Here is a 21,687-nt window from a genome sequence, read left to right on the forward strand (position 1 = left end):
GAGCAGCACGGATTCGGACGCACGGCAGCCGGGCATGGCGATATGTCCTCACTCAGGGTCCGCGCCCTGGTTCGACGTGACGGCGACGAGAGTCTCCTGGCTTCCGGATCCGCAGTTCCCCCGGGCCTTCCAGTCCACTTGCGTGGACCGTGACTTCCAGTGGTGGGGGACTGCTCCCCGGTGACAGTGGCGGGACCGCGCCGGATTCGCACCGGCTTCCTCTGCTGTCGCCGTAATGGCTCGGGCAGTCCACCACGCTCTGCGAACGCCCGTCAACTTGCCGTTGACCTGCGGCGGTGCAGTGTGCTGAGACGCACATCGGGCCGGACGCGCACGAGGTGCGTCCGGCCCGATACGGGTGGGAGTGGTGGGCTCAGAGGCGTCCGGGTGACCGCTTACCGGGCGGCCATGCCCCGAAACGCACGCTTCCGGCGTGGTCGTCGGTCACCGACGCTTCGCGTCGGCTCCCTCCTCAGCCTTGGAACAGCAACGAACCGGGCCGCGTCCGCCACCCGATCCGAAGCCGTCCGACAGCCTCTCAGGCGACGATCAGATAGATGCCGTAGGCCACGGCAGCTGCACACAGTCCGAAGCAGAGGTACGCGCCGGCGCGGGCCAGCACGAGCGACCCGCCCGCCGAGCCGCCCTGTGCGGCAGGCTCCGGCTGCTTGGAGAGACCGACGATGCCGAGGGTGAAGAGCCCCACGAGTGCGACGGTGGCGACGAGGGAGACGCCGAAGACGGTGCCGAGGGCTGCCCAGTCGATGTTCATGTGGATGTGTCCTTACCGGAGGCTCTTAGACCGTGGCGGGTCGGGCCGGGTCGGTGACCGGTCCGACCGGGGCCGGGATGGTGGCCATGAGGTCGTGGGTCTGGGCAGCAGCGGTGGGCGGCGGGCTGACGGCCGCGATGGCGGTGGTGACGACGCCCGCGGGCTCGGCGTCCTCACCGGCCGGGGCGACGTCGCCGTGCCCGACGGGCTTGCGGCGGGAGAGCACCCAGATCGCACCGGAGCCCGCGATCAGCAGCGCCGCGACGACCACGACACCCCAGGTGCCCTGCTTGGTGAGGAACTCCGCGCCCGCACCGACCAGCCCGGCGGCCGGGAGGGTCAGGCCCCAGGCGACGAACATCCGGGTGGCGGTGGACCAGCGGACCACACCCCCCTTGCGCCCCAGGCCCGCACCCATGACGGCACCTGAGCACGACTGGGTGGTGGAGAGGGAGAAGCCGAGGTGCGAGGAGGCCAGGATGACGGTGGCCGCACTGGTCTGGGCGGCGAAGCCCTGCGGCGGCTTCAGCTCCGTCAGGCCGCTGCCCATGGTGCGGATGATGCGCCAGCCGCCCAGGTAGGTGCCGAGTGCGATGGCGAGGCCGGCGCACACGATGACCCAGACCGGCGGGTTGGAGCCGGGGGAGAGGACGCCACCGGTGACCAGGGCGAGCGTGATGATGCCCATGGTCTTCTGCGCGTCGTTGGTGCCGTGGGCGAGCGATACGAGCCCGGCCGAGGCGATCTGGCCGGCGCGGTATCCCTTCGCCGTGGCCTTCTCCTGGGCGCCGCCCGTGGCCTTCCCGCCGATGCGGTACGTCAGCTTGGTGGCCAGGAGTGCGGCGACACCGGCGACGACCGGCGCGGCGACCGCGGGGAGCAGCACCTTGGTGACGACGGTGCCGCCGTCGACGGAGGACCAGCCCGCGGACATCACCGCGGCGCCGATCAGGCCGCCGAACAGTGCGTGGGAGGAGCTGGACGGCAGGCCGACCAGCCAGGTCAGGAGATTCCACAGGATGGCGCCGACGAGCGCCGCGAAGATGACCTCGGTTCTGAGCCCGTCTTCATTGATGATCCCGCCGGAGATCGTCTTGGCGACCTCCACCGACAGGAACGCGCCGACGAGGTTGAGAGCGGCGGACATGGCCACCGCTGTCTTGGGTTTGAGTGCGCCGGTCGAGATGGTGGTGGCCATCGCGTTGGCGGTGTCGTGGAAACCGTTCGTGAAATCGAACACTAGAGCTGTCACGATCACAATCGCGAGCAGCAGCGTGATGTGTTCCATTTACCCAGGCAATCGTTCGACGTCAGTGGCAAGTGGACCGTAGGCAATCTGGGTGAACGGAAGATGAACTGAGCAGGGCGTTGCGGTGACCCCAACCGGAGTGCCGTTGCCCTTTTCGTCCGCCGCGTGACGGCGGAGTTCAGGCACGGGCCGGTCTGGGCCCGGAATCCGGGGCCCGGGCGGACGTTCGCGGCAGGGGCGGCAAGGGGTCGCTCATCCGTTGAAAGGATCTTCGTATGAGCGACGAGTGGCGAGAATCGATCGAACGGGCCTGGGGCGGAGTCGTCTCCACTGCCCGCAGGACGGCCTCCGAAGGGCTGGTCGTGGGGACGTCGGGCAACGTCTCCGCCCGGGTCGGATCGACCGTGCTGGTCACCCCGAGCGGAGTGCCGTACGACCGGCTCCGCCCGGAGGACCTGACAGGCGTCGATCTGGAGGGCAACCAGGTCCTCGGCACGATGGCCCCCACCAGCGAACTGCCGCTCCATCTCGCGGTGTACCGGAACACCGACGCCGCCGCCGTCGTGCACACCCACGCGGTGCACGCCACGGCCGTCTCCACCCTGGTCGCCGAGGTGCCGTCGGTCCACTACGCCGCGGCGATGCTGGGCGGCCCCGTACGGGTCGCCGCCTATGCCCGCTACGGCACGGACGAACTGGCCGCGAACATGCTCACGGCTCTGCGCGACCGCACCGGCTGCCTGCTGGGCAACCACGGGACCGTCACCTACGGCGCCACGCTCGACGAGGCGTACGACCGCACCGCCCAGCTCGAATGGCTGTGCCGCCTCTGGCTCGCCGCGAGCTCCGTACCGGGCCGCACCCCGGCGCTGCTCACGCCGGAGCAGCTGGGTGACGTCGGGGAAGCACTGAAGGGGTACGGGCAGCCGCGCCAGGACCGGTGAGGGGCCGGCTGTGTGTCCGTGTCCCTCGCGGCCGGCGGTGAGGGGGTATGGGTCCTGCGCGGCTCGGCGGTGGGCCGGCTGTGTGTCCGTGTCCCCCGTGGCCCGGCGGTGAGGGGGCGCGGGTCCTGTGCGGCTCGGCGGTGGGCCGGCGCGGGTCCTGCGCGGCCCGGCCGCGGGCGGCCCGCCGTCCTCCGCGATCCGCCGTGAGCCGGTGGGAGTCCTCCGCGTCCCGGCCGGGACGCGTCAGACCCCTTCTGCCGTCCGGCCGGCTCACCGGACGGCCCCGCCCACTGGCCGTGGCCGGCGAAGCCCGTGACACTGAAGCGGTGCGCCCCGCTACAGCAACGGCAGCTGCCGTCACCACGATCCTCGGCGTCGGCGCGGCAGCGGTCGCGGCCGGCCGGTACGCAGGCGATGTCGCCCTCAAGGCGCCGCCCGGACGCCCTCTACCCGCCGACCGCCGACTGACCGTCCATGCGACGGCGGCCGGGCAGGTCGCTCTGACCCGGTCCTTCACCTCACTCCGTCCCGGGACCTACGGGCTGGTGGGCGATGACGTCCACGCGGTCGTGGGGCCCGTGATCGAGCAGGCCCACCAGGCCCCCGACACCGTCGTGCGCCGACTGGAACGCGTGAACCGCGGCACCCTGAGCCCCGGCGCCAAGGTGCGCATCACGCCGGAGCTCCACTGCGGCGACCCGGCCACATCCCTCGGCCTCGCCTTCCGGGATGTGGAGATCCCCGGCGAACTCGGCGGCCTGCCCGCCTGGTTCGTGCCGGGCCCGCGCGACACCTGGGTCATCGCCGCGCACGGCCTCGGCACCACCCGGGAACACGCGCTGAACGTGACGGGCTTCCTGCACGGGCAGCAGCTGCCCGTGCTCGACCTCGCCTACCGCGGCGACCCCGGAGCCCCCCGCTCTCCGGACGGCCTCGCCCACCTCGGTGAGTCCGAATGGCGGGACCTGGATGCGGCCATCCGCTTCGCCGTGCGCTACGGCGCCGAACAGGTCGTGCTGTACGGCTGGTCCACCGGCGCCTCGATGGCCCTCCACGCGTGCGTCAACTCCGCGCTGCGGGACCGGATCTGCGGTCTGGTCCTCGATTCGCCGGTGCTGGACTGGCAAGCCACCCTGCGCGCCCTGGCCGCTGCCCACGGTGTCCCCGCCGCCCTGCTGCCCCTCGCCGTACGGGCCGCGCAGGGAAAGACCGGGCTGCACGGAGCCCGGCTCCTGGACGCCTCGCTGCCCCGGACCCTGCACGTTCCGACGCTGATCTTCCACGGCCCCGACGACACCCTGGCCCCCTGGCGGCCGACCCGGGAGCTCGCCGCCCGCCGTCCCGACCTCATCGCCCTGCACGCCGTACCCCAGGCTCCGCATGCGGCGATGTGGAATGCCGACCCGGTCCGCTACGAAGAGACGTTGCGACGCTTCCTCACGCCCCTGATGTGAGCGGATGTGAGGCTTGGGAGGATTGGTCCCGGCCGAAGCCGGCCCGCCCCGAGACCGGTGATCCGGGTTCCGTTTGGGCTTTCGGGCCGTCAGGGGCAAGACTGCTCCCCGTGACGTCCCGTACCCCGCGCGACTCCAGGCTGCGACTTGTCCGCCCGCGACCCCTCGCCACCGCTCGCAAGGCCGTGACCACCCGGCGCACCAGGCCGGCTCCCCGCCCGCCCGAGGGCACCCCGCCCCGGGTGGAGCTGGCCCGCCAGGCCAGGACCGTTCTCGCCGACGCTGTACGGATCGCCCGCTGGGCGGCCGACGGCGCGAGCCCCGGTGCGCCTCCACTCGCCGTCCAGGCCCTTGAACGGGCTGCGACGGCGCTGGAGTTGTCCCCGGCTCAGGTGCGCTCCGGCTGGGACCGGGCCCGGCTCGCCGGACTCGTGGAGCTGCACGGCGAGACCGCACGGCCCGGCTGGCGGCTCCGCGCCTGGGACCGCGACGACTCCGCCGTGCTCCGCGGCTGGGTGGCGCTCTTCGACGCCTGGTCGCTCGTCCACCCCGCGCCCCAGGGCATCGAGTCCACCGCGGTCGCCGAGGCCGTCGAGGCCGTGCCCCAGGTGCTCTCCCTCCTTCAGCTCTCGGCGGGGCCGGTCACGGTGCCCGCCCTCCTGGACCTGCTCGGGCAGCGCGTGGCGGAACTGCACGAGGAACGCTGCGAGGTGCCCTACGGGCCCCAGCCGCTGCCCGCCCCCGCCGAGGCGGCCCCCACCGCCCACCCCGCGGACCTGGTCGCCCTCCTGCTCGACTGGGCCCTGGAGGGGCTGGCCGCCGTCGGCGCGCTCACCCTCGGGCCCGGGACCGCCACCCTGACCCCGCTCGGCAACTGGGCGGTCTGGGTCAAGCTGGAGCAGATCTGCGTCGCCGCCCAGAGCCCGGCCGGGAACATCGAGCAGTCCGCCGCCGACATGCTGCTCGGCTGCGCCCGCCTCACCCCCGGGCCGGCCCGTGCCGAATACCGCGCCTGGCTGGCCGCCCGCCCCGTCGTCAGCGCCGTCGCCGAACTGCTCGGTGTGGCCCGGGGCGAGGATGCGCTGCTGCGCGGGCTCGCCTTCGAGGCGCTCCGCGTCGTCGGCGCGCCCGCCGAGCCCGAGGTGCGCGCGGTCGTCTCCGACCCGTCACTGCGCCCCTACGCGCTGCTCTGGCTCGCGGAGTACGACGGAGCCGACCCCGAGGACGCGCAGGAAGTGCTCAGCCGCGAGGAGGCCACCTGGCTCTGGGTGGACACCGCGGCGGCCGTCGCGGATCACGGCGAGACGGGACTGCTGGTCCGCCACCTCGACTCGGCCGTGCAGGGCACCGTCCCTGCGCTGCTGGACGAGGTACGGGCCGTGGGCCACCCGCGCACCGTCCAGGTGCTGGTGGCCCTGGCTGCCGCGCACCCCGACCCGGCGCTCGCCAAGGCGGTCCGCAAGGCGGCGTTCCAGGTGCACACCGGCGGGTCCTGAACCGGCCCGGCCCGCCCCGCTGCCCGGCGGCCTCCTGCCCGGGTGGCGGGACGTCGGGCGGCCGGCGGGGCGTCGGGCCGGCGGGGCGCCCGCCCCGGTCCCGTCGTCGCCCGGCGCCGGCGGCCGCTCAGCCCGCCGATCCCGGGGCGTACGTCCCGAAGCTCCACACGTTGCCCTCCGCGTCCCGCGCCATGTAGTCCCGGGAGCCGTAGTCCTGGTCGGTGGGCGCCATGAGGATCTCCACCCCGTGTTCCACGGCCCGGGCATGGTGGGCGTCGACGTCGTCGACCACCACGTAGACGCCGGCCGGCCCCGCCCCCTGCATCGCTTTGGCGAAGAGGCCCTCGCGGCCCCTGGAACCGAGCATCACCCTGCCGTTACCGCAGGAGAGCTCGGCGTGCATCACCGTGCCGTCCTCGCCCTCGTACACCGCTTCCTCGGTGAAGCCCAGGCCCTGGGTCAGCGTCTTGATCGCGGCCTTCGCATCGTCGTACAGGATCGTCGGACAGACCGTCGGAACGCCTGCTGTCGCTTCTGCCATCGTGCTCATTCCCTTCGCACGCCCAACCGGGCCCCGGTGGCCCTTGTGTGATCTGCGTCTCAGTCTTGCACCCGGCACCGACAACGCCCTGCGCGAGCCGGGCCCTGCCGTACGCGCGGCTCAGCGGAAGGTGTCGCAGGCGGCCATGTCCCCGCTGCGGAAGCCGGTGCTGAACCACTGCCGGCGCTGTGCGGCCGAGCCGTGCGTCCAGGACTCCGGGGCCACCCGGCCCTGGAACTTCTCCTGGACGCGGTCGTCCCCGACCGAGGCGGCCGCGTCGAGTCCGTCCCGGATGTCCGCGCGGGTGAGCTCGGTGATCAGCGGCCGGCCGGTCGACCCGTCGGGCGTGGTCGTCGCGTGGTGCGCCCAGACCCCGGCGTAGCAGTCCGCCTGGAGTTCCACCTTCACCGCGTTGCTGTTCTCGCCGGTCCGTCCGTCCTGCGAGCGGGCCAGTGTTCCCATCTGGTCCTGCACGTGGTGTCCGTACTCGTGCGCGACGACGTAGGCCTCGGCGAACGGTCCGCCGCTCGACCCGAACGTGGTCCGCAGTTCGTCGAAGAAGCCCAGGTCCAGGTAGACCTGCCGGTCGCCCGGGCAGTAGAACGGCCCCACGGCCGAGGTCGCCGGCCCGCAGGCCGTGCCGACCCGGTCGGTGAACAGGACCGTGCGGGCGCTGCCGTACGTGGCGTCGCGCCGCTGGAACTCCTGGCCCCAGTAGTCCTGCACGCTGTTGACCACCGCGACCGTGCGGCAGTCGTCCTTGGTGTTGGCGTCCCGGCCGGTCCGGCAGTTCTGCTCGACCTGCGCGGCCGAGGAGGCGGTCGCGGTCGTGCCCGAGTCGCCGGAGGAGAGCCCGAGCTGATCGGGGCCGACCCCGAAGAGCAGCCCCAGGATCAGCGCGATGACCCCGGCGATCCCGCCGCCCACGGTGGCCCTGCCGCCCGGGATGCGGCTGCCGCGCGTGTCCCGGACCTCGGACGGGTCCAGATCGGCGTGGTCGTCGAACTGCATGGCACCTCCCCTGCTCCGCTTGCGGCTGCCCGACGACCACCGCCATGCGCCGAGTATCGGATAATTCACACCGCAATGCCCGTTTACGTGCACGTGGGGGAGTGGGCCGGGTGCGCTGGGCGAGCTCGGGGCAACTGCGGTGGGAGCGGGCGGAAGAGTGGTTGGACACCGCCAGTAGACTGGTTCTCATGGCAATTCTCCTTGTGCGTGTGCGTGAGTAACGGCGTCGAGTCGTGAATCGCTAGCCGTTCCTCCGCCGTCCATACCGCTCTGGAGTTTTTCCCCGTGATCACCGCTTCCGGCATCGAGCTGCGCGCCGGCGCCCGCATGCTTATCGAAAACGCCTCGTTCCGTATCGCCAAGGGCGACCGCATCGGCCTCGTCGGCCGCAACGGGGCGGGCAAGACGACCCTCACCAAGTGCCTCGCCGGCGAGGGAACCCCGGCGGCCGGCACCATCACCCGCTCCGGCGAGGTGGGCTACCTGCCGCAGGACCCGCGCACCGGCGACCTCGACGTGCTCGCCCGGGACCGCATCCTGTCCGCCCGTGGCCTCGACGAGATCCTGCGCAAGATGCGGGAGAACGAGGAGCGGATGGCGAACGGCAAGGGCGCCACCCGCGAGAAGGCCATGAAGAAGTACGAGCGCCTGGAGACGGAGTTCCTGACCAAGGGCGGCTACGCGGCCGAGGCCGAGGCGGCCACCATCGCCGCGGCCCTCAGCCTGCCCGACCGGGTGCTCGCCCAGCCGCTGCACACGCTCTCCGGTGGTCAGCGCCGCCGTGTCGAGCTGGCCCGGATCCTCTTCTCCGACGCCGACACCCTGCTCCTCGACGAGCCCACGAACCACCTGGACGCGGACTCGATCGTCTGGCTGCGCGACTACCTCAAGAGCTACCGCGGCGGCTTCATCGTGATCTCCCACGATGTCGAGCTGGTCGAGACGGTTGTCAACAAGGTCTTCTACCTGGACGCCAACCGCTCGCAGATCGACGTCTACAACATGGGCTGGAAGCTCTACCAGCAGCAGCGCGAGGCTGATGAGAAGCGCCGCAAGCGGGAGCGCCAGAACGCCGAGAAGAAGGCCGCGACCCTCAACGCCCAGGCCGACAAGATGCGCGCCAAGGCCACCAAGACCGTGGCCGCGCAGAACATGGCCAAGCGCGCCGACCGGCTGCTCTCCGGCCTGGAGGCCGTTCGGGTATCCGACAAGGTGGCCAAGCTGCGCTTCCCCGACCCCTCGCCGTGCGGCAAGACCCCGCTGATGGCGGAGGGCCTCTCCAAGTCCTACGGGTCGCTGGAGATCTTCACCGACGTCGACCTCGCGATCGACAAGGGCTCGCGGGTCGTCATCCTCGGCCTCAACGGTGCGGGCAAGACGACCCTGCTCCGGCTGCTCGGCGGCGCGGAGAAGCCGGACACCGGCGACATCATCGAGGGCCACGGGCTGAAGCTCGGCTACTACGCCCAGGAGCACGAGACCCTCGACCCGAACCGCACCGTCCTGGAGAACATGCGTTCCGCGGCGCCGGACCTCGACCTCGTCGCGGTCCGCAAGACGCTCGGTTCGTTCCTCTTCTCCGGGGACGACGTGGACAAGCCCGCCGGGGTGCTCTCCGGCGGTGAGAAGACCCGGCTAGCCCTGGCGACGCTGGTGGTCTCCTCGGCCAACGTGCTCCTGCTCGACGAGCCCACCAACAACCTCGACCCGGCCAGCCGCGAGGAGATCCTCGGCGCGCTGCGTACGTACAAGGGCGCCGTCGTCCTCGTCACCCACGACGAGGGCGCGGTCGAGGCGCTCCAGCCGGAGCGGATCATCCTGCTGCCCGACGGCGTCGAGGACCTGTGGGGTGCGGACTACCGGGACCTGGTCTCGCTGGCCTGACCGCCTCGGCCCGGGCGCCGGGGTGAACTCCGGCGCCCGGGCCTCGCGCGGCGGCCGCACTCGGGCCGCCGCGGCCCGCTGATCCACTCGCACTGGATCATTCGGCCTACGCGTGATCCATCATCTGCGTGAGGACGTCTCGTACCTCGGCGCGCCACCCGGCAACTACCTGCCGGGTGCACGCATGAGAGGCCTCGACCCCAGTGCGGCCCTGACCTGGCCGTTCCTTCGGCGCGACTCCCCTGCTGACTCCGCCAGCCTGCGGAATGTCTGATTCCGGTCGTGTCGGTGCCTTCCCTCGGTGCCGATCCGCTCGTACGGACCTTGCCGAATGGGTGGCCAGGACGGCCCCGAGGGGTGATCATGAGAGTCCAGAGCGCACTTCCCACGAGGAGGCACGGGTGGCCGAGACTCTGAAGAAGGGCAGCCGGGTAACCGGCGCCGCGCGCGACAAGCTCGCGGCAGACCTGAAGAAGAAGTACGACTCCGGTGCAAGCATCCGGGCGTTGGCCGAAGAAACCGGCCGCTCCTACGGATTCGTCCACCGGATGCTCAGCGAGTCCGGAGTGACGCTGCGGGGACGCGGCGGAGCGACACGAGGCAAGAAGGCCGCGACGGCCTAGAGGCGGTCGGTGAGCTCGGATCGGAGCGCGGACGCGTTCCGGTGCGTGCGATTCAAGGCGGAGGAGGGAACCAACGCGCAGCGTTGGCGACCTACGACAACGCCGGGAGCGTGCGTGCCGGGGTGCGGCCGCCGGTAAGAGGTCACCCGGCAGTCTCTGGGGCCGTCCGCGGGTCGGGGCAGATCGCTGGACCTGTCCCGGGGCTCACCGGTTTCGGCGGTGACCACCCGGTCGATCGTGCGGTCGACCGGGTGGTTACTGTTCAGTCACTTAGCTCCATGTGCTGACTGAACCCGATCCGGAGGCGCTCCATGACCTCGCTCGACACTGTGCTCGACAAGGACGGCGTACGACTCACCGTCGACGACGCGGTTGCCACGGTGACCCTCACCAATCCGGCCAAGCGCAACGCTCAGTCCCCCGCTCTGTGGCGGGCGTTGACAGAGGCCGGACGGGCCCTGCCCGGCAGTGTGCGGGTCGTCGTGCTGCGTGGCGAAGGTGTGTCCTTCTCCGCCGGACTCGACCGCCAGGCCTTCACCCCCGAGGGGTTCGACGGTGAGCCGTCGTTCCTGGACATGGGGCGCGGGCCGGAGGCCGAGCTCGACGCGGTCATCGCCGAGTACCAGGAGGCGTTCACCTGGTGGCGCCGCAACGACATCGTCTCGATCGCGGCTGTCCAGGGGCATGCCATCGGCGCGGGCTTCCAGCTCGCCCTCGCCTGCGACCTGCGGATCGTCGCCCAGGACGTTCAGTTCGCCATGCGCGAGACCAGCCTCGGACTGGTCCCCGACCTCACCGGCACGCACCCCCTGGTGCACCTGGTGGGGTACGCACGCGCGCTCGAAATCTGCGCCACCGGCCGCTTCGTGTACGCCGACGAGGCGGAGCGCACCGGCCTGGCCAACCTCGTGGTGCCCGCCGCGGAGCTCGAAGGCGCTGCCCGCGATCTGGCCGGCGCGCTGATCGCCGCCCCGCGCGACGCCGTCATCGAGACCAAGGCCCTGCTGAGCGGCGCCGTCTCGAGTACGTACGAGGAACAGCGCGCCGCCGAGCGTGCCGCGCAGGGCCGTCGGCTGCGTGACCTCTCGGGCACGGCCGACTGACCTCACCCCGAATCCGGGCCCCAGGTGCACCGCCCGGGGCCCGGAGCCGTCTCAGCCCGTCGGCGGGACCTGCGCCCCCGGCTCCTCCGTGACCGCCGTCACCAGTACCGCGACCGACGGATGCCCGTCCACCGCCTGTGTCACCGATGCCCGCACCGCGCGGACCACGTCCAGCGCCCGGTGACCGCCGTCCGTCGCCAACTCGATCCGTACGTGGTCCTCGTCCGTGTGCACGGACGGGCCCAGCGCGCGCGTCAGCGTCGCGACCCCCGTCACCCCGGCGGCCGCACGGCCCGCCGCACCTTCCGGCTCTGCCGGGAGCACCTCGGCGGAGGGGGGTCCGGTCCGGTCCGGCGCGGTGTCCGAGTGGAGCAACTGCGTCACCCGGACATCGACTTCGTCGACCACCAGGCCCAGCCGCTGAGCGGCGGCCGTCAGCAGTGCCGCCCGCAGTGCCGCGGCGGCGGCGGGCAGGGGCTGGTGCGTCGTTGCGGCCATGCTGGCCTCCATCCGCAGTGGGCCGGGTGGCAGAGCGCTCGGGGGTGGCGTCACCTGCGGGGCGGGTGCGGTCCCGGCATCGGCCACGTCGATCCGCAACTCCAGGAGCACGGGCCCGGGCCGCCCGCCCACGGCCCGGCGCAGCACGGTGACCGCGGCACGTTCCGAGATCCATGCGCCGTCCGCCGGGCCGCCCAGTGGGAGAAGCCGGCCCAGGCCGAGCCGTTGCCGAACCGCGGCCGTCCATCCTTGGGCCCTCTGTGAGCCGTCAGCCGTCGTCATTGCTCCACCCTGCCGCATCCACGGCGCGAGACCGGGCAAGCGCACTTAATGTGGGCAAGGAAGTCCAATCTGCCCCGAAGGGAAGAACGGCGATGACCGAGACCCCACAGCGGAACCGGCCCGAGAACCCCGACAAGGAATCGACGGGTGGCGACAGCAGGAGCAACTCGCTGACCAAGCGCGGCGGAGGAGACCCCGCCACCCGCGGCCGTACGACGATCGCCGACGGCGTGGTCGAGAAGATCGCCGGAATGGCGGCACGTGACGTGGTCGGCGTGCACGCGATGGGAAGCGGACTCTCGCGGACGTTCGGCGCGGTGCGCGACCGCGTGCCCGGCGGTTCCAAGTCCGTCACCCGGGGTGTGAAGGCCGAGGTCGGAGAGTCCCAGACGGCTCTGGACCTGGAGATCGTCGTGGACTACGGCGTGTCGATCGCCGATGTCGCCCGCGATGTACGGGAGAACGTTGTCGCGGCCGTTGAACGGATGACGGGACTCGAAGTCGTCGAGGTCAACATCGCGGTGAGCGATGTGAAGCTGCCCGACGAGGACGACGACACCGACCAGCCCGAGCCACGTCTCCAGTAGTCCTCCCGTCAAGGCAGTTGAGGAGCGCAGATGAGCATGGCTGTGGTCGGCATGGTGGCCGGCATGGCGCTCGGGTTCGCCGGGTACTTCGGCGGGTTCGGGGCCTTCCTGCTGGTGGCCGCACTGGGGGCGATCGGCTTCATCGCCGGTCGCTTCCTCGACGGTGACCTGGAGCCCGGCGACTTCTTCCGGAGTCGCGATCGCGGCGACCGACGGCGGTGACGGGGTTGCCGGGGGCGGGCGGCCGGGTCGCCGCCGCAGAGCGCGGGGAGACCCGGATCGCCGACCGGGTCGTCGCGAAGATCGCCGCGCAGGCGGCGAAGGAGGCGGTCGACGAGCCCGCCAAGGACGCCGCTTCGCCGCGGGCCACGGTCACGGTCCACCGTGACACCGCCCGCGTACGGGTGAGTCTGGAGCTCGGATATCCCAGTGACCTCGGGCGCCAGTGCGGTGCCGTGCGTCGCCGGGTCGCCGAGCGGGTAGAGGCGTTGGCGGGGATGGAGGTGCCCGAAGTGGCCGTACAGGTCGAGCGCCTGCACCCCTCAGGAGCGAGCCTCGCGGCGCAGGGGAGGATCCGATGACCGAGGAGCGGAACCCGGAACACGGTACGCAGCGTCCGCCCACCACCCGATCGGCCGAGCACGGGGACGTGCTCGCACTCGACCAGTCGGCGTCGTCCGCGGCGTACGACCCGGTCCCGGCCAAGGAACGGAGCGAGGGCGGAGCGAGCCGCTTCTGGTCCGCCCGCCGCATCCCCGCGGGCATCACCGCCGTGGTGATCCTGGGCGGCGCCGGGCTGCTCCTCTACGACGTCGCCGCGGTCCGCGCCGACCACCCGGCGATGCAGTGGCGCCGCTCCCTGGCCGACGAACTGGCCGAGCGCCGGCTGGACGACGTCTGGGTGCTGACGGGCGCCTCGATCGCGGCGGCGGTCGGCCTGTGGCTGATCGTCCTCGCGCTCACGCCGGGCCTGCGTGATCTGCTGCCGATGCACCGCGACCGTCCGGACGTGCGGGCGGCCCTCGACCGGACCGCGGCGGCCATGGTCCTGCGCGACCGGGCCGTGGAGGTCTCCGGGGTGCAGTCGGTCCGGGTCCGGATGGGCCGCCGCAAGGTGGGGGTGCGGGCCGTCTCACACTTCCGTGAACTCGACGACGTGCGGGCCGATCTGGACACCGCGCTGTCCACCGGCATCAGGGAACTCGGACTGGCCAGGCAACCGAGCCTGTCCGTCCATGTCCGCCGTCCGGCGAAGAAGGGGTGAGCGGCGTGCTCAGGACCGTGAACCGGGTACTGCTCGGCCTGGCCGGACTGGTGCTGGTCTGTGTGGGCGGCGGGGTGCTGGCCGCGGCGCTCGGCCTCTCCGTGCCGTCGTGGTGGCCCTGGTACGGCAAGCACGACGTACTGCTCAGTGACGCGGACCGGGACCGCTGGCGCTCCGAGGGCTGGTGGTGGCCGGTCGTGATCGCGGTCCTCGCGGTCCTGGTGGTGCTCGCCCTGTGGTGGCTGCTGGCCCAGCTGCGCCGCGCGCGCCTCGGCGAGGTGCTCGTGGACAGTGGTGACGGCGAGGGCGCGCTGCTGCGCGGCCGAGCCCTGGAGGGAGTGCTCGCGGAAGAGGCGGGCTCCCTGGACGGAGTGGCCCGCGCCCAGGTCGTCCTGACCGGCAGGCGCAGCGCGCCGCAGGCCAGGATCCGGCTGCTGATGGAGCCGCACGCCGCACCCCACGAGGCGCTGGGCCGGCTGACCGACGAGGCGCTGGCCCATGCCCGGGACTCGGCGGGGCTGGACCGGCTGCCGGCCGAGGTGCGGTTGAAGGCGGTCAAGCACCGGGCCGAGCGGGTGAGCTGACGGGCACCCACGACGGACCAGGGCCGGACGATCGGAATCGTCCGGCCTCCGGTTTGCGCGCTGCGGTGGGTGACCTGCTCAGAAGCTGCGCCGGGACCCGCCGTCGACCGGCACCATGATGCCCGTCAGATACGACGCGGCGGGCGAGAGCAGGAAGGCGGCCGTCCGGCCGAACTCCTCCGGAGTGCCGTAGCGGCGCAGCGGGATGGACGCCTCGTTGGCGGCGCGCGAGGCCGCCGCGTCACCGGACAGCGCGTCCAGTTCGCGTACCCGGTCGGTGTCGATCCGAGCCGGCAGCACGCCCACCACCCGGATGCCCCGCGGGCCGAGCTCGTCGGCCAGCGACTTGGCGAAGCCCGCCAGACCGGGTCGCAGTCCGTTGGAGATGGTCAGCCCGGAGATCGGCTCGTGGACGGAGCCGGAGAGCACGAAGCCGATGACCCCGCCCTTGCCGAGCGCCGCGGCCGCCGCCCGGGCCAGGCGCACCGCGCCCAGGAACACCGATTCGAAGGCCGACTGCCACTGGGCGTCGGTGTTGTCCGCGGCGGAGCCCGGCGCCGGGCCGCCGACGCTGATGAGGATGCCGTCGAGCCGGCCGAACCCTTCCTGCGCGGCCTCCACCAGCCGCTGTGCCGCGCTCGGGTCGGCGTTGTCGGCGGCGAGCCCGACCGCGTCCGGGCCCATCTCGTCGGCGGCCTCCCGGACGCTCTTCTCGTCGCGGCCGGTGATGATCACCTTCGCGCCGTCGGCGACCAGCGCGCGTGCCGTGGCGTTGCCCAGCCCCCGGGTCGCTCCGGTGACGATGTACACACGGTCCTTCAGTCCAAGATCCATGGCCCCTATCCTGCCGTGTCACCCCGAGCCGCGTCCTCGACGGTCTGTGCCTCGGCCAGGGCCACCGCCGTGCCGACCAGCCCGATGTGGCTGAAGGCCTGCGGGAAGTTGCCGAGCTGACGCATGCCGACGGTGTCGTACTCCTCGGCAAGCAGCCCCACGTCGTTGCGCAGCGCCAGCAGTTGTTCGAAGAGTTCGGTGGCCTCGTCGGTGCGGCCGGTCATCCGCAACGCGTCCGCCAGCCAGAACGAGCAGGCCAGGAACGCACCCTCGCTGCCCGGGAGCCCGTCGACCGTGGTGCCGTCGGTGCTGTAGCGGCGCACCAGCCCGTCGCTGCCCAGCTCGTCGCGGACGGCGTCCACCGTCCCGATCACGCGAGGGTCGTCCGGCGGCAGGAACCCGGTCCGGGGGATCAGCAGCGTCGCGGCGTCCAGCTCCCGCGACCCGTACGACTGGGTGAAGGTGTTGCGCACCGGGTCGTACCCCTTCTCGCACACCTCCCGGTGCACGGCGTCCCGCATCGCCCGCCAGCGGTCCGCGTCGCCCGGCAGCGAGGGGTTCTCCTCCAGACTGCGCACCGCGCGGTCGGCCGCCACCCAGGCCATCACCTTGGAGTGCACGAAGTGGCGGCGCCGGCCGCGGATCTCCCACAGCCCCTCGTCCGGTTCGCGCCAGGTGGACTCCAGGAAGCCGAGCAGGCTGAGCTGGAGGCTCCAGGCGTGCGGGGCGTCGTCCAGACCCGCCGCCCGGGCCAGCCGGAGCGAGTCGATGACCTCCCCGTACACATCGAGCTGGCGCTGGCGTACGGCGGCGTTGCCGATCCGGACGGGGGCGGAGTTCTCGTAGCCGCGCAGCCACGGCAACTCCGCCTCGGGCAGTCTGCGCTCGCCCGCGAGCCCGTACATGATCTGCAGGTCGGCCGGATCGCCGGCGACCGCGCGCAGCAGCCAGTCCCGCCACGCGGCGGCCTCCTCCAGATACCCGGCCGAGGTCAGCGCGCCGAGCGTGAGGGTGGAGTCGCGCAGCCAGCAGAAGCGGTAGTCCCAGTTCCGTACGCCGCCGATGTCCTCCGGCAACGAGGTGGTGGGGGCCGCCACGATGCCGCCGGTCGGACCGAAGGTAAGCGCCTTGAGGGTGATCAGCGAACGGATCACGGCTTCCCGGTACGGCCCCTCATACTTGCATCGGGCGGACCACTCGGCCCAGTCGGACAGGGTGTTCTCCAGCGCCTCGTACGGGTCGACGAGATCGGGGCGCGGCGAGTGCGAAGGATGCCAGGTCAGGACGAAGGCCACCTGTTCACCCGCGGAGACACTGAACGAGGAGCATGTGGAGAACTGCTGCCCCCAGGTCTTGACGGGCGGTTCGCTGCGCAGCCAGGCGGAGTCCGGGCCCGCGACCGCCACCCGGTGGCCCTGTGATCGGCGCATCCACGGCACGACGGAGCCGAAGTCGAAGCGCAGCCGGATCACCGACGCCATGTCGACGGTGCCGCTGATGCCTTCGACGATCCGCATCACATCGGGCTCGTGGTCGCGCTGAGGCATGAAGTCGATGACCTTGACGGTGCCGGTGCGGGTCTCCCAGAACGTCTCCAGGACGAGGGAGTCACCGGCGTAGGCACGGCGTGTGCAGGTGTCCGCGCCCTTCGGGGCGATGCGCCAGTGGCCGTTCTCCTCGTCGCCGAGCAGCGCGGCGAAGCAGGCGCCCGAGTCGAAGCGGGGCAGACAGAGCCAGTCGACAGAACCGTTCCTGCCGACGAGGGCGGCTGTCTGGAGATCGCCGATGAGGGCGTAGTCCTCGATGCGTGGGGTCACGTTCTGGCGTGTTCCCGAACCTCGCCCCCGTTAAGCAGCCAGGGCGGCAGGAGAGGCGGGAGTCACCCCCGCGGACGCCGATGCGGACGGACCGTCAGGCCTTCGCCGGCTCCGGCTCCGCCGCATCGGCCTGTGCGGTGGCCTCGGCCGCCGCCGCCACCCGGTCCCGCTTCTCCCGGCGGGCCAGCACCACGTAGCCGACCGGGACGCCCGCGGCGAACAGCCACCACTGCACGGCGTACGCCATGTGCGGGCCGATGGAGCTGTCGTCGGGAGCCTCGATCAGTTCGGGGCTGTCGCCCTTCGGCTCCGGCCCGGTCTGCTCGATGTAGCCGCCGAGCACCGGCCGGGAGAGGAGCTTCGCCTGCTGGGCGCTGTTGATCAGCATCACCTGGCGGTCCGGCAGATCCGAGATGTCCTTGATGCCGCTGCTGCCCGTCGTCTCGTCCGCCTTGAGCCGCCCGGTGACGGTCACCTCGCCCTTGGGCACGGCCGGTACGTCGGGGAAGGCGTGCTGGTCGGCGGCGGACGGGACCCAGCCGCGGTTGATCATGACCGTGCCGCCGCCCCTGAGGTCGAACGGGATCAGCACGTGGACGCCGATGCTGCCGTCGGTGGCGGTCCTGCGCCGGACGACGACCTCGTGCTCCTCGTCGTACGTCCCGGTGGCCGTCACCGCACGCCAGTAGTCGGAGCGCGGAACGATGTGCCCGGGGGAGGTGAGCCCGGCGACCGGCACGGGCTTCGCCTTGAGGTTGCGCGAGATCAGGGCGTTCTGCGCGACCTTGTGCTCATGCCGGTGAAGCTGCCAGAAGCCCAGCTCGACCATCGTCGGAATCAGGACGAGGGTGATGAGGGCGAGAATCAGCCACTGCCGGGTCAACAGGAAGCGGTACACCCCATGACGGTACAACTGCGTCATGGGGTGCATTGCGGAGGGGGTGGGGGCAGGGGCGTGGCGCGCGGTGCTCAGACTTTGTCGATGATGCCCACCTTCCCCTCCGCGCGGGCGCAGTGGCCGCCGCAGAACCAGTGGCCGTCGACCTCGACGCCCTGGCCGATGACCTGGACCCGGCAGTGCTCACAGATGGGCGCCATGCGGTGAATGGCGCAGGAGAAGCAGTCGAAGACGTGAATCGCGCCCTGCGCGTGCACTTCGAAGGACATCCCGTAGTCGTTTCCGCATACCTCGCAACGTGCCATGCGCCACAGGGTGGGACGCCGGGGCGGCGGCGGGCGAGCGGCGGGTGGGCGAGTCGCCCCCGGTTCACTCCGATGACGGCGTCGGCCCCGGGATCTTCGCCGCCGCGGCGACGTCCCGCAGAAGATGGGTGAAGGCGCTCTCCTCGAGGATCGGCGTACCGAACGACTTCGCCTTCACCGTCTTCGACGTCGCCGCGTCCGGGTCGTTGGTGACGAGCAGGCTCGTCAGCCGGGAGACGCTCGTCGCCACGTGCAGCCCCGCCTCCACGGCCCGGTCCTCCAGGAGTTCGCGGTCGATCGAGGTGTCCCCGGAGAACGCCACCCGCATGCCCTGCATGAGAGGTTTGTCCTTCTCGTACCGTCCCGGATTCGGATACGGGCAAGCGGGGCGCTTGCGTGAGGGACGCCAGCTGTTCTGCGCCCCGTACGAGGGCTGGTAGCCGATCCGCGGGGTGACGGGGGAGTCCGACCACTCGGTCAGCGGCCGGCACTCCAGCAGCGGCAGCCGCATCCCGCCCCGGGCCGCCGCGTGCAGACTCGGGCGGAACGCCTCGGCGAGCACCCGGGCGTCGTCCAGCGCGTGGTGCGCGCGTTCCTGCACCACGCCGAAGTGCGCGGCCAGCGACTCCAGCTTGTGGTTGGGCAGCGGCAACCGCAGTTCCTTGGAGAGCGCGATGGTGCACAGCCGCTGCTGGACGGGGGCGATGACCGCGGCCCGGGCGTACTCCCGGGCCAGCATCGACCAGTCGAAGGCGGCGTTGTGTGCGACGAGCACGCGGTCGGCGAGCCGCTCGGAGAGCTGGGCTGCGACCTCGGGGAACAGCGGGGCGCCCTCCAGGACATCGCTCGTCAGTCCGTGGATCCAGACGGGGCCGGGATCGCGCTCCGGGTTGACGAGGGTGTACCAGTGGTCCTCGACGTTGCCCTGGGCGTCCAGGCGGTAGACGGCGGCGGAGATTATCCGGTCGTCCCGTGCGAGTCCGGTGGTCTCCACGTCGACGACCGCGTACCCCTGTGGGTAGGCGGTCGGCCACGGTGCTGCGGTCTGGCGGTCGTCGAGCATGGTCACAGAGAATACGGGCCGCCACCGACAGTTCCCTATTCGGTCACCGCTCCCGGGCGGGCGGACCGGCCAGCAGCCCGTCCACCAGGGCCTGTACGGATGTGACGAACAGCCGGTCCTGGTCGACCGGCCGGGCCAGCGCCCTGGCCAGTGCCGGGTCGCCGCCGGCGGCCGACGCGCTCCACAGATCGCCCTCGGCCGGTGACTGGACGGGGGACCGCTCCCGGTTGCGCTCGACGAGGAGGAAGCCGACGGTGTGGAACTGCACCGCCCGCACCGCGGCGGCCGCGCGGGCGCCGCGCAGCCCGGCGGCGTGCACCTCGTGGACGAGCGCCTGCTGGGCCGGCAGGAACATGCGTTCCGTCAGTCCCCGTTCGTGGACCATCGCGATCAGGTGGGGCCGGGCGCGCAGCTCCCGGCGGAGCCCGTGGGCCACGGAGACGATGCGGGTGACGGGGGTACGGCCGGTGGGCCGCAAGGTGCCCATCTCCTGGACGGTGCGCTCGACGAGGGCGTCCAGCAGTGACTCGCGGTTGCCGACGTGCCAGTAGATCGAGGTGACGGCGGTGCCCAGCTCGGCGGCCAGCTTGCGCATGGTGAGGGCCTGCGGACCGTGCTGCCGCACGAGCCCGGCAGCAGTCGCGAGGATCTCCTCGCGGGTCAGCGACGAACGTGCCACCACTCCTCCAGGTGCTGAACTCCGTTACACGCACGGCTATTTACCCTTCGCGAGCTCCGGTGTAACTGTGTTACAGAACCCGGCACGGACAACCGAGAAGGGTGGCACCGCATGGCACGTGTACGGTACGGCGCGCGCACCGAGGCCGAGATCACGGCGGCCCGCGAGGCCCGCTCCCGGCTTCCCGACATCTGGTCCACCGGCGTCACCGCCGTCTGGGAGAGCGACCCGGACGCGGTGGCCGCCGTCCTCCCCCCGCCCCTGAAACCCTCCGCGCGCCCGCTCGTCCGGGCGAGCATCAGCAAGGTCGACCTGACCGGCTACCCCCTCGGCGCGGGCTCCGTCGCCGTCGCCGCCGTCCACGACGGGCACGAGGGCTGGTACCCGCTGGTCATGCCGATGACCCACGAGCGGGCCCTGACGGGCGGCCGCGAGGTGTTCGGCGAGCCGAAGAAGCTCGGCGAGGTGAGCGTGGAGCGCGAAGGGCTCGTCGTACGCGCCTCGCTCGCCCGCCACGGCATCCACTTCATCGAGATCCGCGGCGCGGTCGGGGAATCGCTCCCGCTCCCCGCACCGGCCACCAAGCTCGACTTCTACTTCAAGTTCCTGCCCGCCGCGGACGGCGAGGGCTTCGACTCCGACCCCGTCCTGATCCACTGCACCCGTCACGAGAAGGTCCGCCGGCTGGAGCGGATCACCGGCGACGTGGTGCTGCGCGAGTCCGTGTACGACCCCGTCGCCGACCTTCCCGTACTCCGCGTCCTCGACCTCACCATCGGCGAGAAGACCAGCGACCAGCAGGGCCGGGCCGTGGAACGGGTGAGCGCCGCCGCGCTGCTGCCGTACATCCACCAGCGCTACGACGACCCGCAGCAGATACACGACGGGCCGCCGCGAGGGAGTGTCCGATGAGGCTTCAGGAGGGGCAGGTCGCCGTCGTCACCGGCGCCGCGAGCGGCATCGGACTCGCGATGGCCCGGAGGTTCGCGGCCGAGGGGCTGAAGGTCGTGCTCGCCGACGTGGAGGAGGGCGCACTCGCCAAGGCCGCCGGTGAACTGCGCCGCGAGGGTGCGCAGGTGCTGGGCGCCGTCGTCGACGTCAGCGAGCGCGACTCCGTCACCGCTCTCGCCGAAACCGCGTACGACACCTTCGGCGCCGTGCACGTGCTGTGCAACAACGCCGGCGTCGGCTCAGGAGCCGAGGGCCGGATGTGGGAGCACGACCCGAACGACTGGAAGTGGGCCTTCGCCGTCAACGTGTGGGGCGTCTTCCACGGCATCCAGGCCTTCCTGCCGCGCATGCTGGCGGACGGTGCCCCCGGACACGTCGTCAACACCTCGTCCGGCGACGGCGGGATCGCACCCCTGCCCACCGCGTCCGTGTACGCGGTCACCAAGTCCGCCGTCGTCACCATGACCGAGTCGCTGTACGCGCACCTGAGGGCGCAGGGTGCCCCGGTCGGCGCCTCGGTCCTCTTCCCCGGCCCGCACATGCTGCGCACCGGACTGTGGGAGTCGCACCGCAACCGGCCCGAGCGCTACGCCAAGGAGCGCCCGCGCCGCACCCCGTACCGCAGCCTCGACCAGTGGGAGACCGCCATGAGGTCGGCGGGCCACGAGGTGGAGTTCACCCCCGTGGAGGACGTCGCCGGGACCGTCGTGGACGGGATACGCGCCGACCGCTTCTGGATGCTGCCCGACAGCGAGCACAGCGACCGTCAGATCCGCGCCAGGTCGCAGTCGATGCTGGACCGGGCCAACCCGTCGTACCTGGAGAGTTTCGTACTCGACTGAGGCCCT

The 21,687-nt window shown here is 71.9% G+C and carries 24 protein-coding genes and 1 riboswitch; of the genes, 13 read left to right on the plus strand and 11 right to left on the minus strand.

Features of this window, described 5'->3' with window-relative positions; all coding sequences use genetic code 11:
• Positions 1-89: 89 nt before the first annotated feature.
• Positions 90-223: riboswitch (cobalamin riboswitch) on the minus strand.
• A 315-nt stretch (positions 224-538) separates the two neighbouring features.
• Together OG538_RS28335 and OG538_RS28340 are read right to left on the minus strand one after the other, a co-directional pair.
• Positions 539-772 carry a hypothetical protein gene (locus OG538_RS28335; protein WP_406098270.1) on the minus strand — a complete coding sequence of 78 codons (234 nt, stop codon included), beginning with the start codon at positions 770-772 and terminating at the stop codon, positions 539-541.
• 25 nt (positions 773-797) lie between these two features.
• A complete protein-coding gene (locus OG538_RS28340) occupies positions 798-2,060 on the minus strand; it encodes an anion permease (protein ID WP_406098272.1) in 1,263 nt (420 codons plus the stop codon).
• A gap of 236 nt (positions 2,061-2,296) precedes the next feature.
• On the opposite strand from OG538_RS28340, the gene OG538_RS28345 reads away from it, so the two are divergent.
• From OG538_RS28345 to OG538_RS28355, 3 genes are all read left to right on the plus strand, one after another.
• Entirely contained in the window at positions 2,297-2,965 is a 669-nt protein-coding gene (locus tag OG538_RS28345) for a class II aldolase/adducin family protein (RefSeq protein ID WP_406098274.1), read from the plus strand.
• A gap of 326 nt (positions 2,966-3,291) precedes the next feature.
• The gene (locus OG538_RS28350; RefSeq protein WP_406098276.1) at positions 3,292-4,419 is read left to right on the plus strand and encodes an alpha/beta hydrolase; all 1,128 of its coding nucleotides are present in this window, start codon (positions 3,292-3,294) and stop codon (positions 4,417-4,419) included.
• A 185-nt stretch (positions 4,420-4,604) separates the two neighbouring features.
• Positions 4,605-5,915, plus strand: a complete 1,311-nt coding sequence (locus tag OG538_RS28355; RefSeq protein WP_406100346.1) for a hypothetical protein — start codon at positions 4,605-4,607, stop codon at positions 5,913-5,915.
• A 127-nt stretch (positions 5,916-6,042) separates the two neighbouring features.
• Here the strand turns inward: OG538_RS28355 and OG538_RS28360 are convergent, their stop codons facing one another.
• Both OG538_RS28360 and OG538_RS28365 read right to left on the minus strand, forming a co-directional pair.
• Entirely contained in the window at positions 6,043-6,456 is a 414-nt protein-coding gene (locus tag OG538_RS28360; protein WP_406098278.1) for a VOC family protein, read from the minus strand.
• A gap of 120 nt (positions 6,457-6,576) precedes the next feature.
• Positions 6,577-7,467: a neutral zinc metallopeptidase gene (locus OG538_RS28365; RefSeq protein WP_406098280.1), complete on the minus strand. Its 891-nt coding sequence runs from the start codon at positions 7,465-7,467 to the stop codon at positions 6,577-6,579.
• A gap of 285 nt (positions 7,468-7,752) precedes the next feature.
• Here OG538_RS28365 and OG538_RS28370 point away from each other — a divergent pair, with 285 nt between their 5' ends.
• From OG538_RS28370 to OG538_RS28380, 3 genes are all read left to right on the plus strand, one after another.
• Positions 7,753-9,351 carry an ABC-F family ATP-binding cassette domain-containing protein gene (locus OG538_RS28370; protein WP_406098282.1) on the plus strand — a complete coding sequence of 533 codons (1,599 nt, stop codon included), beginning with the start codon at positions 7,753-7,755 and terminating at the stop codon, positions 9,349-9,351.
• A gap of 401 nt (positions 9,352-9,752) precedes the next feature.
• Entirely contained in the window at positions 9,753-9,974 is a 222-nt protein-coding gene (locus OG538_RS28375; protein ID WP_018518904.1) for a helix-turn-helix domain-containing protein, read from the plus strand.
• Positions 9,975-10,285: 311 nt separating this feature from the next.
• On the plus strand, positions 10,286-11,077 hold the full coding sequence (locus OG538_RS28380) for an enoyl-CoA hydratase/isomerase family protein (RefSeq protein WP_406098284.1): 792 nt from the start codon (positions 10,286-10,288) through the stop codon (positions 11,075-11,077).
• A gap of 51 nt (positions 11,078-11,128) precedes the next feature.
• On the opposite strand, the gene OG538_RS28385 is transcribed toward OG538_RS28380, so the two are convergent.
• Complete coding sequence (locus OG538_RS28385; protein ID WP_406098286.1) at positions 11,129-11,857, minus strand: hypothetical protein; 729 nt, start codon at positions 11,855-11,857, stop codon at positions 11,129-11,131.
• Between the two features lie 92 nt (positions 11,858-11,949).
• Between OG538_RS28385 and OG538_RS28390 the strand changes: the two genes are divergently transcribed.
• From OG538_RS28390 to amaP, 5 genes are read left to right on the plus strand one after another with little or no spacing between them, the layout of a single operon-like run.
• Positions 11,950-12,444 (plus strand): Asp23/Gls24 family envelope stress response protein, encoded by a 495-nt coding sequence (locus tag OG538_RS28390; RefSeq protein WP_406098288.1) that lies wholly within the window; start codon positions 11,950-11,952, stop codon positions 12,442-12,444.
• Positions 12,445-12,474: 30 nt separating this feature from the next.
• Entirely contained in the window at positions 12,475-12,666 is a 192-nt protein-coding gene (locus OG538_RS28395; protein WP_136330255.1) for a hypothetical protein, read from the plus strand.
• Entirely contained in the window at positions 12,663-13,025 is a 363-nt protein-coding gene (locus OG538_RS28400; protein WP_406098290.1) for an Asp23/Gls24 family envelope stress response protein, read from the plus strand. The genes OG538_RS28395 and OG538_RS28400 overlap by 4 nt, the downstream gene beginning before the upstream one ends.
• Positions 13,022-13,708, plus strand: coding sequence for a DUF6286 domain-containing protein (locus OG538_RS28405; RefSeq protein ID WP_406098292.1), 687 nt, complete (start codon positions 13,022-13,024; stop codon positions 13,706-13,708). The genes OG538_RS28400 and OG538_RS28405 overlap by 4 nt, the downstream gene beginning before the upstream one ends.
• Complete coding sequence (amaP, locus tag OG538_RS28410) at positions 13,705-14,292, plus strand: alkaline shock response membrane anchor protein AmaP (RefSeq protein WP_406098294.1); 588 nt, start codon at positions 13,705-13,707, stop codon at positions 14,290-14,292. The genes OG538_RS28405 and amaP overlap by 4 nt, the downstream gene beginning before the upstream one ends.
• 78 nt (positions 14,293-14,370) lie before the next feature.
• On the opposite strand, the gene OG538_RS28415 is transcribed toward amaP, so the two are convergent.
• The 6 genes from OG538_RS28415 to OG538_RS28440 all read right to left on the minus strand — a co-directional run bounded on the left by OG538_RS28415 (position 14,371) and on the right by OG538_RS28440 (position 19,888).
• Entirely contained in the window at positions 14,371-15,126 is a 756-nt protein-coding gene (locus OG538_RS28415) for an SDR family oxidoreductase (RefSeq protein WP_406098296.1), read from the minus strand.
• 5 nt (positions 15,127-15,131) lie between these two features.
• Positions 15,132-16,943 carry a glycoside hydrolase family 15 protein gene (locus OG538_RS28420; protein WP_406098298.1) on the minus strand — a complete coding sequence of 604 codons (1,812 nt, stop codon included), beginning with the start codon at positions 16,941-16,943 and terminating at the stop codon, positions 15,132-15,134.
• 94 nt (positions 16,944-17,037) lie between these two features.
• Positions 17,038-17,841 (minus strand): SURF1 family protein, encoded by an 804-nt coding sequence (locus tag OG538_RS28425; RefSeq protein ID WP_406100348.1) that lies wholly within the window; start codon positions 17,839-17,841, stop codon positions 17,038-17,040.
• A gap of 71 nt (positions 17,842-17,912) precedes the next feature.
• Positions 17,913-18,146 (minus strand): hypothetical protein, encoded by a 234-nt coding sequence (locus tag OG538_RS28430; RefSeq protein WP_073735263.1) that lies wholly within the window; start codon positions 18,144-18,146, stop codon positions 17,913-17,915.
• A 64-nt stretch (positions 18,147-18,210) separates the two neighbouring features.
• The gene (locus OG538_RS28435) at positions 18,211-19,215 is read right to left on the minus strand and encodes a DEDDh family exonuclease (RefSeq protein ID WP_406098301.1); all 1,005 of its coding nucleotides are present in this window, start codon (positions 19,213-19,215) and stop codon (positions 18,211-18,213) included.
• 37 nt (positions 19,216-19,252) lie between these two features.
• Complete coding sequence (locus OG538_RS28440; protein WP_406098303.1) at positions 19,253-19,888, minus strand: TetR/AcrR family transcriptional regulator; 636 nt, start codon at positions 19,886-19,888, stop codon at positions 19,253-19,255.
• Between the two features lie 111 nt (positions 19,889-19,999).
• Between OG538_RS28440 and OG538_RS28445 the strand changes: the two genes are divergently transcribed.
• Together OG538_RS28445 and OG538_RS28450 are read left to right on the plus strand one after the other, a co-directional pair.
• Positions 20,000-20,800 (plus strand): acetoacetate decarboxylase family protein, encoded by an 801-nt coding sequence (locus OG538_RS28445; protein ID WP_406098305.1) that lies wholly within the window; start codon positions 20,000-20,002, stop codon positions 20,798-20,800.
• Entirely contained in the window at positions 20,797-21,681 is an 885-nt protein-coding gene (locus tag OG538_RS28450) for an SDR family NAD(P)-dependent oxidoreductase (RefSeq protein WP_406098307.1), read from the plus strand. The genes OG538_RS28445 and OG538_RS28450 overlap by 4 nt, the downstream gene beginning before the upstream one ends.
• Positions 21,682-21,687: the final 6 nt, after the last annotated feature.

This window comes from Streptomyces sp. NBC_01013 (assembly GCF_045162765.1).
In the GTDB taxonomy this organism is placed as follows: Bacteria; Actinomycetota; Actinomycetes; order Streptomycetales; family Streptomycetaceae; genus Streptomyces.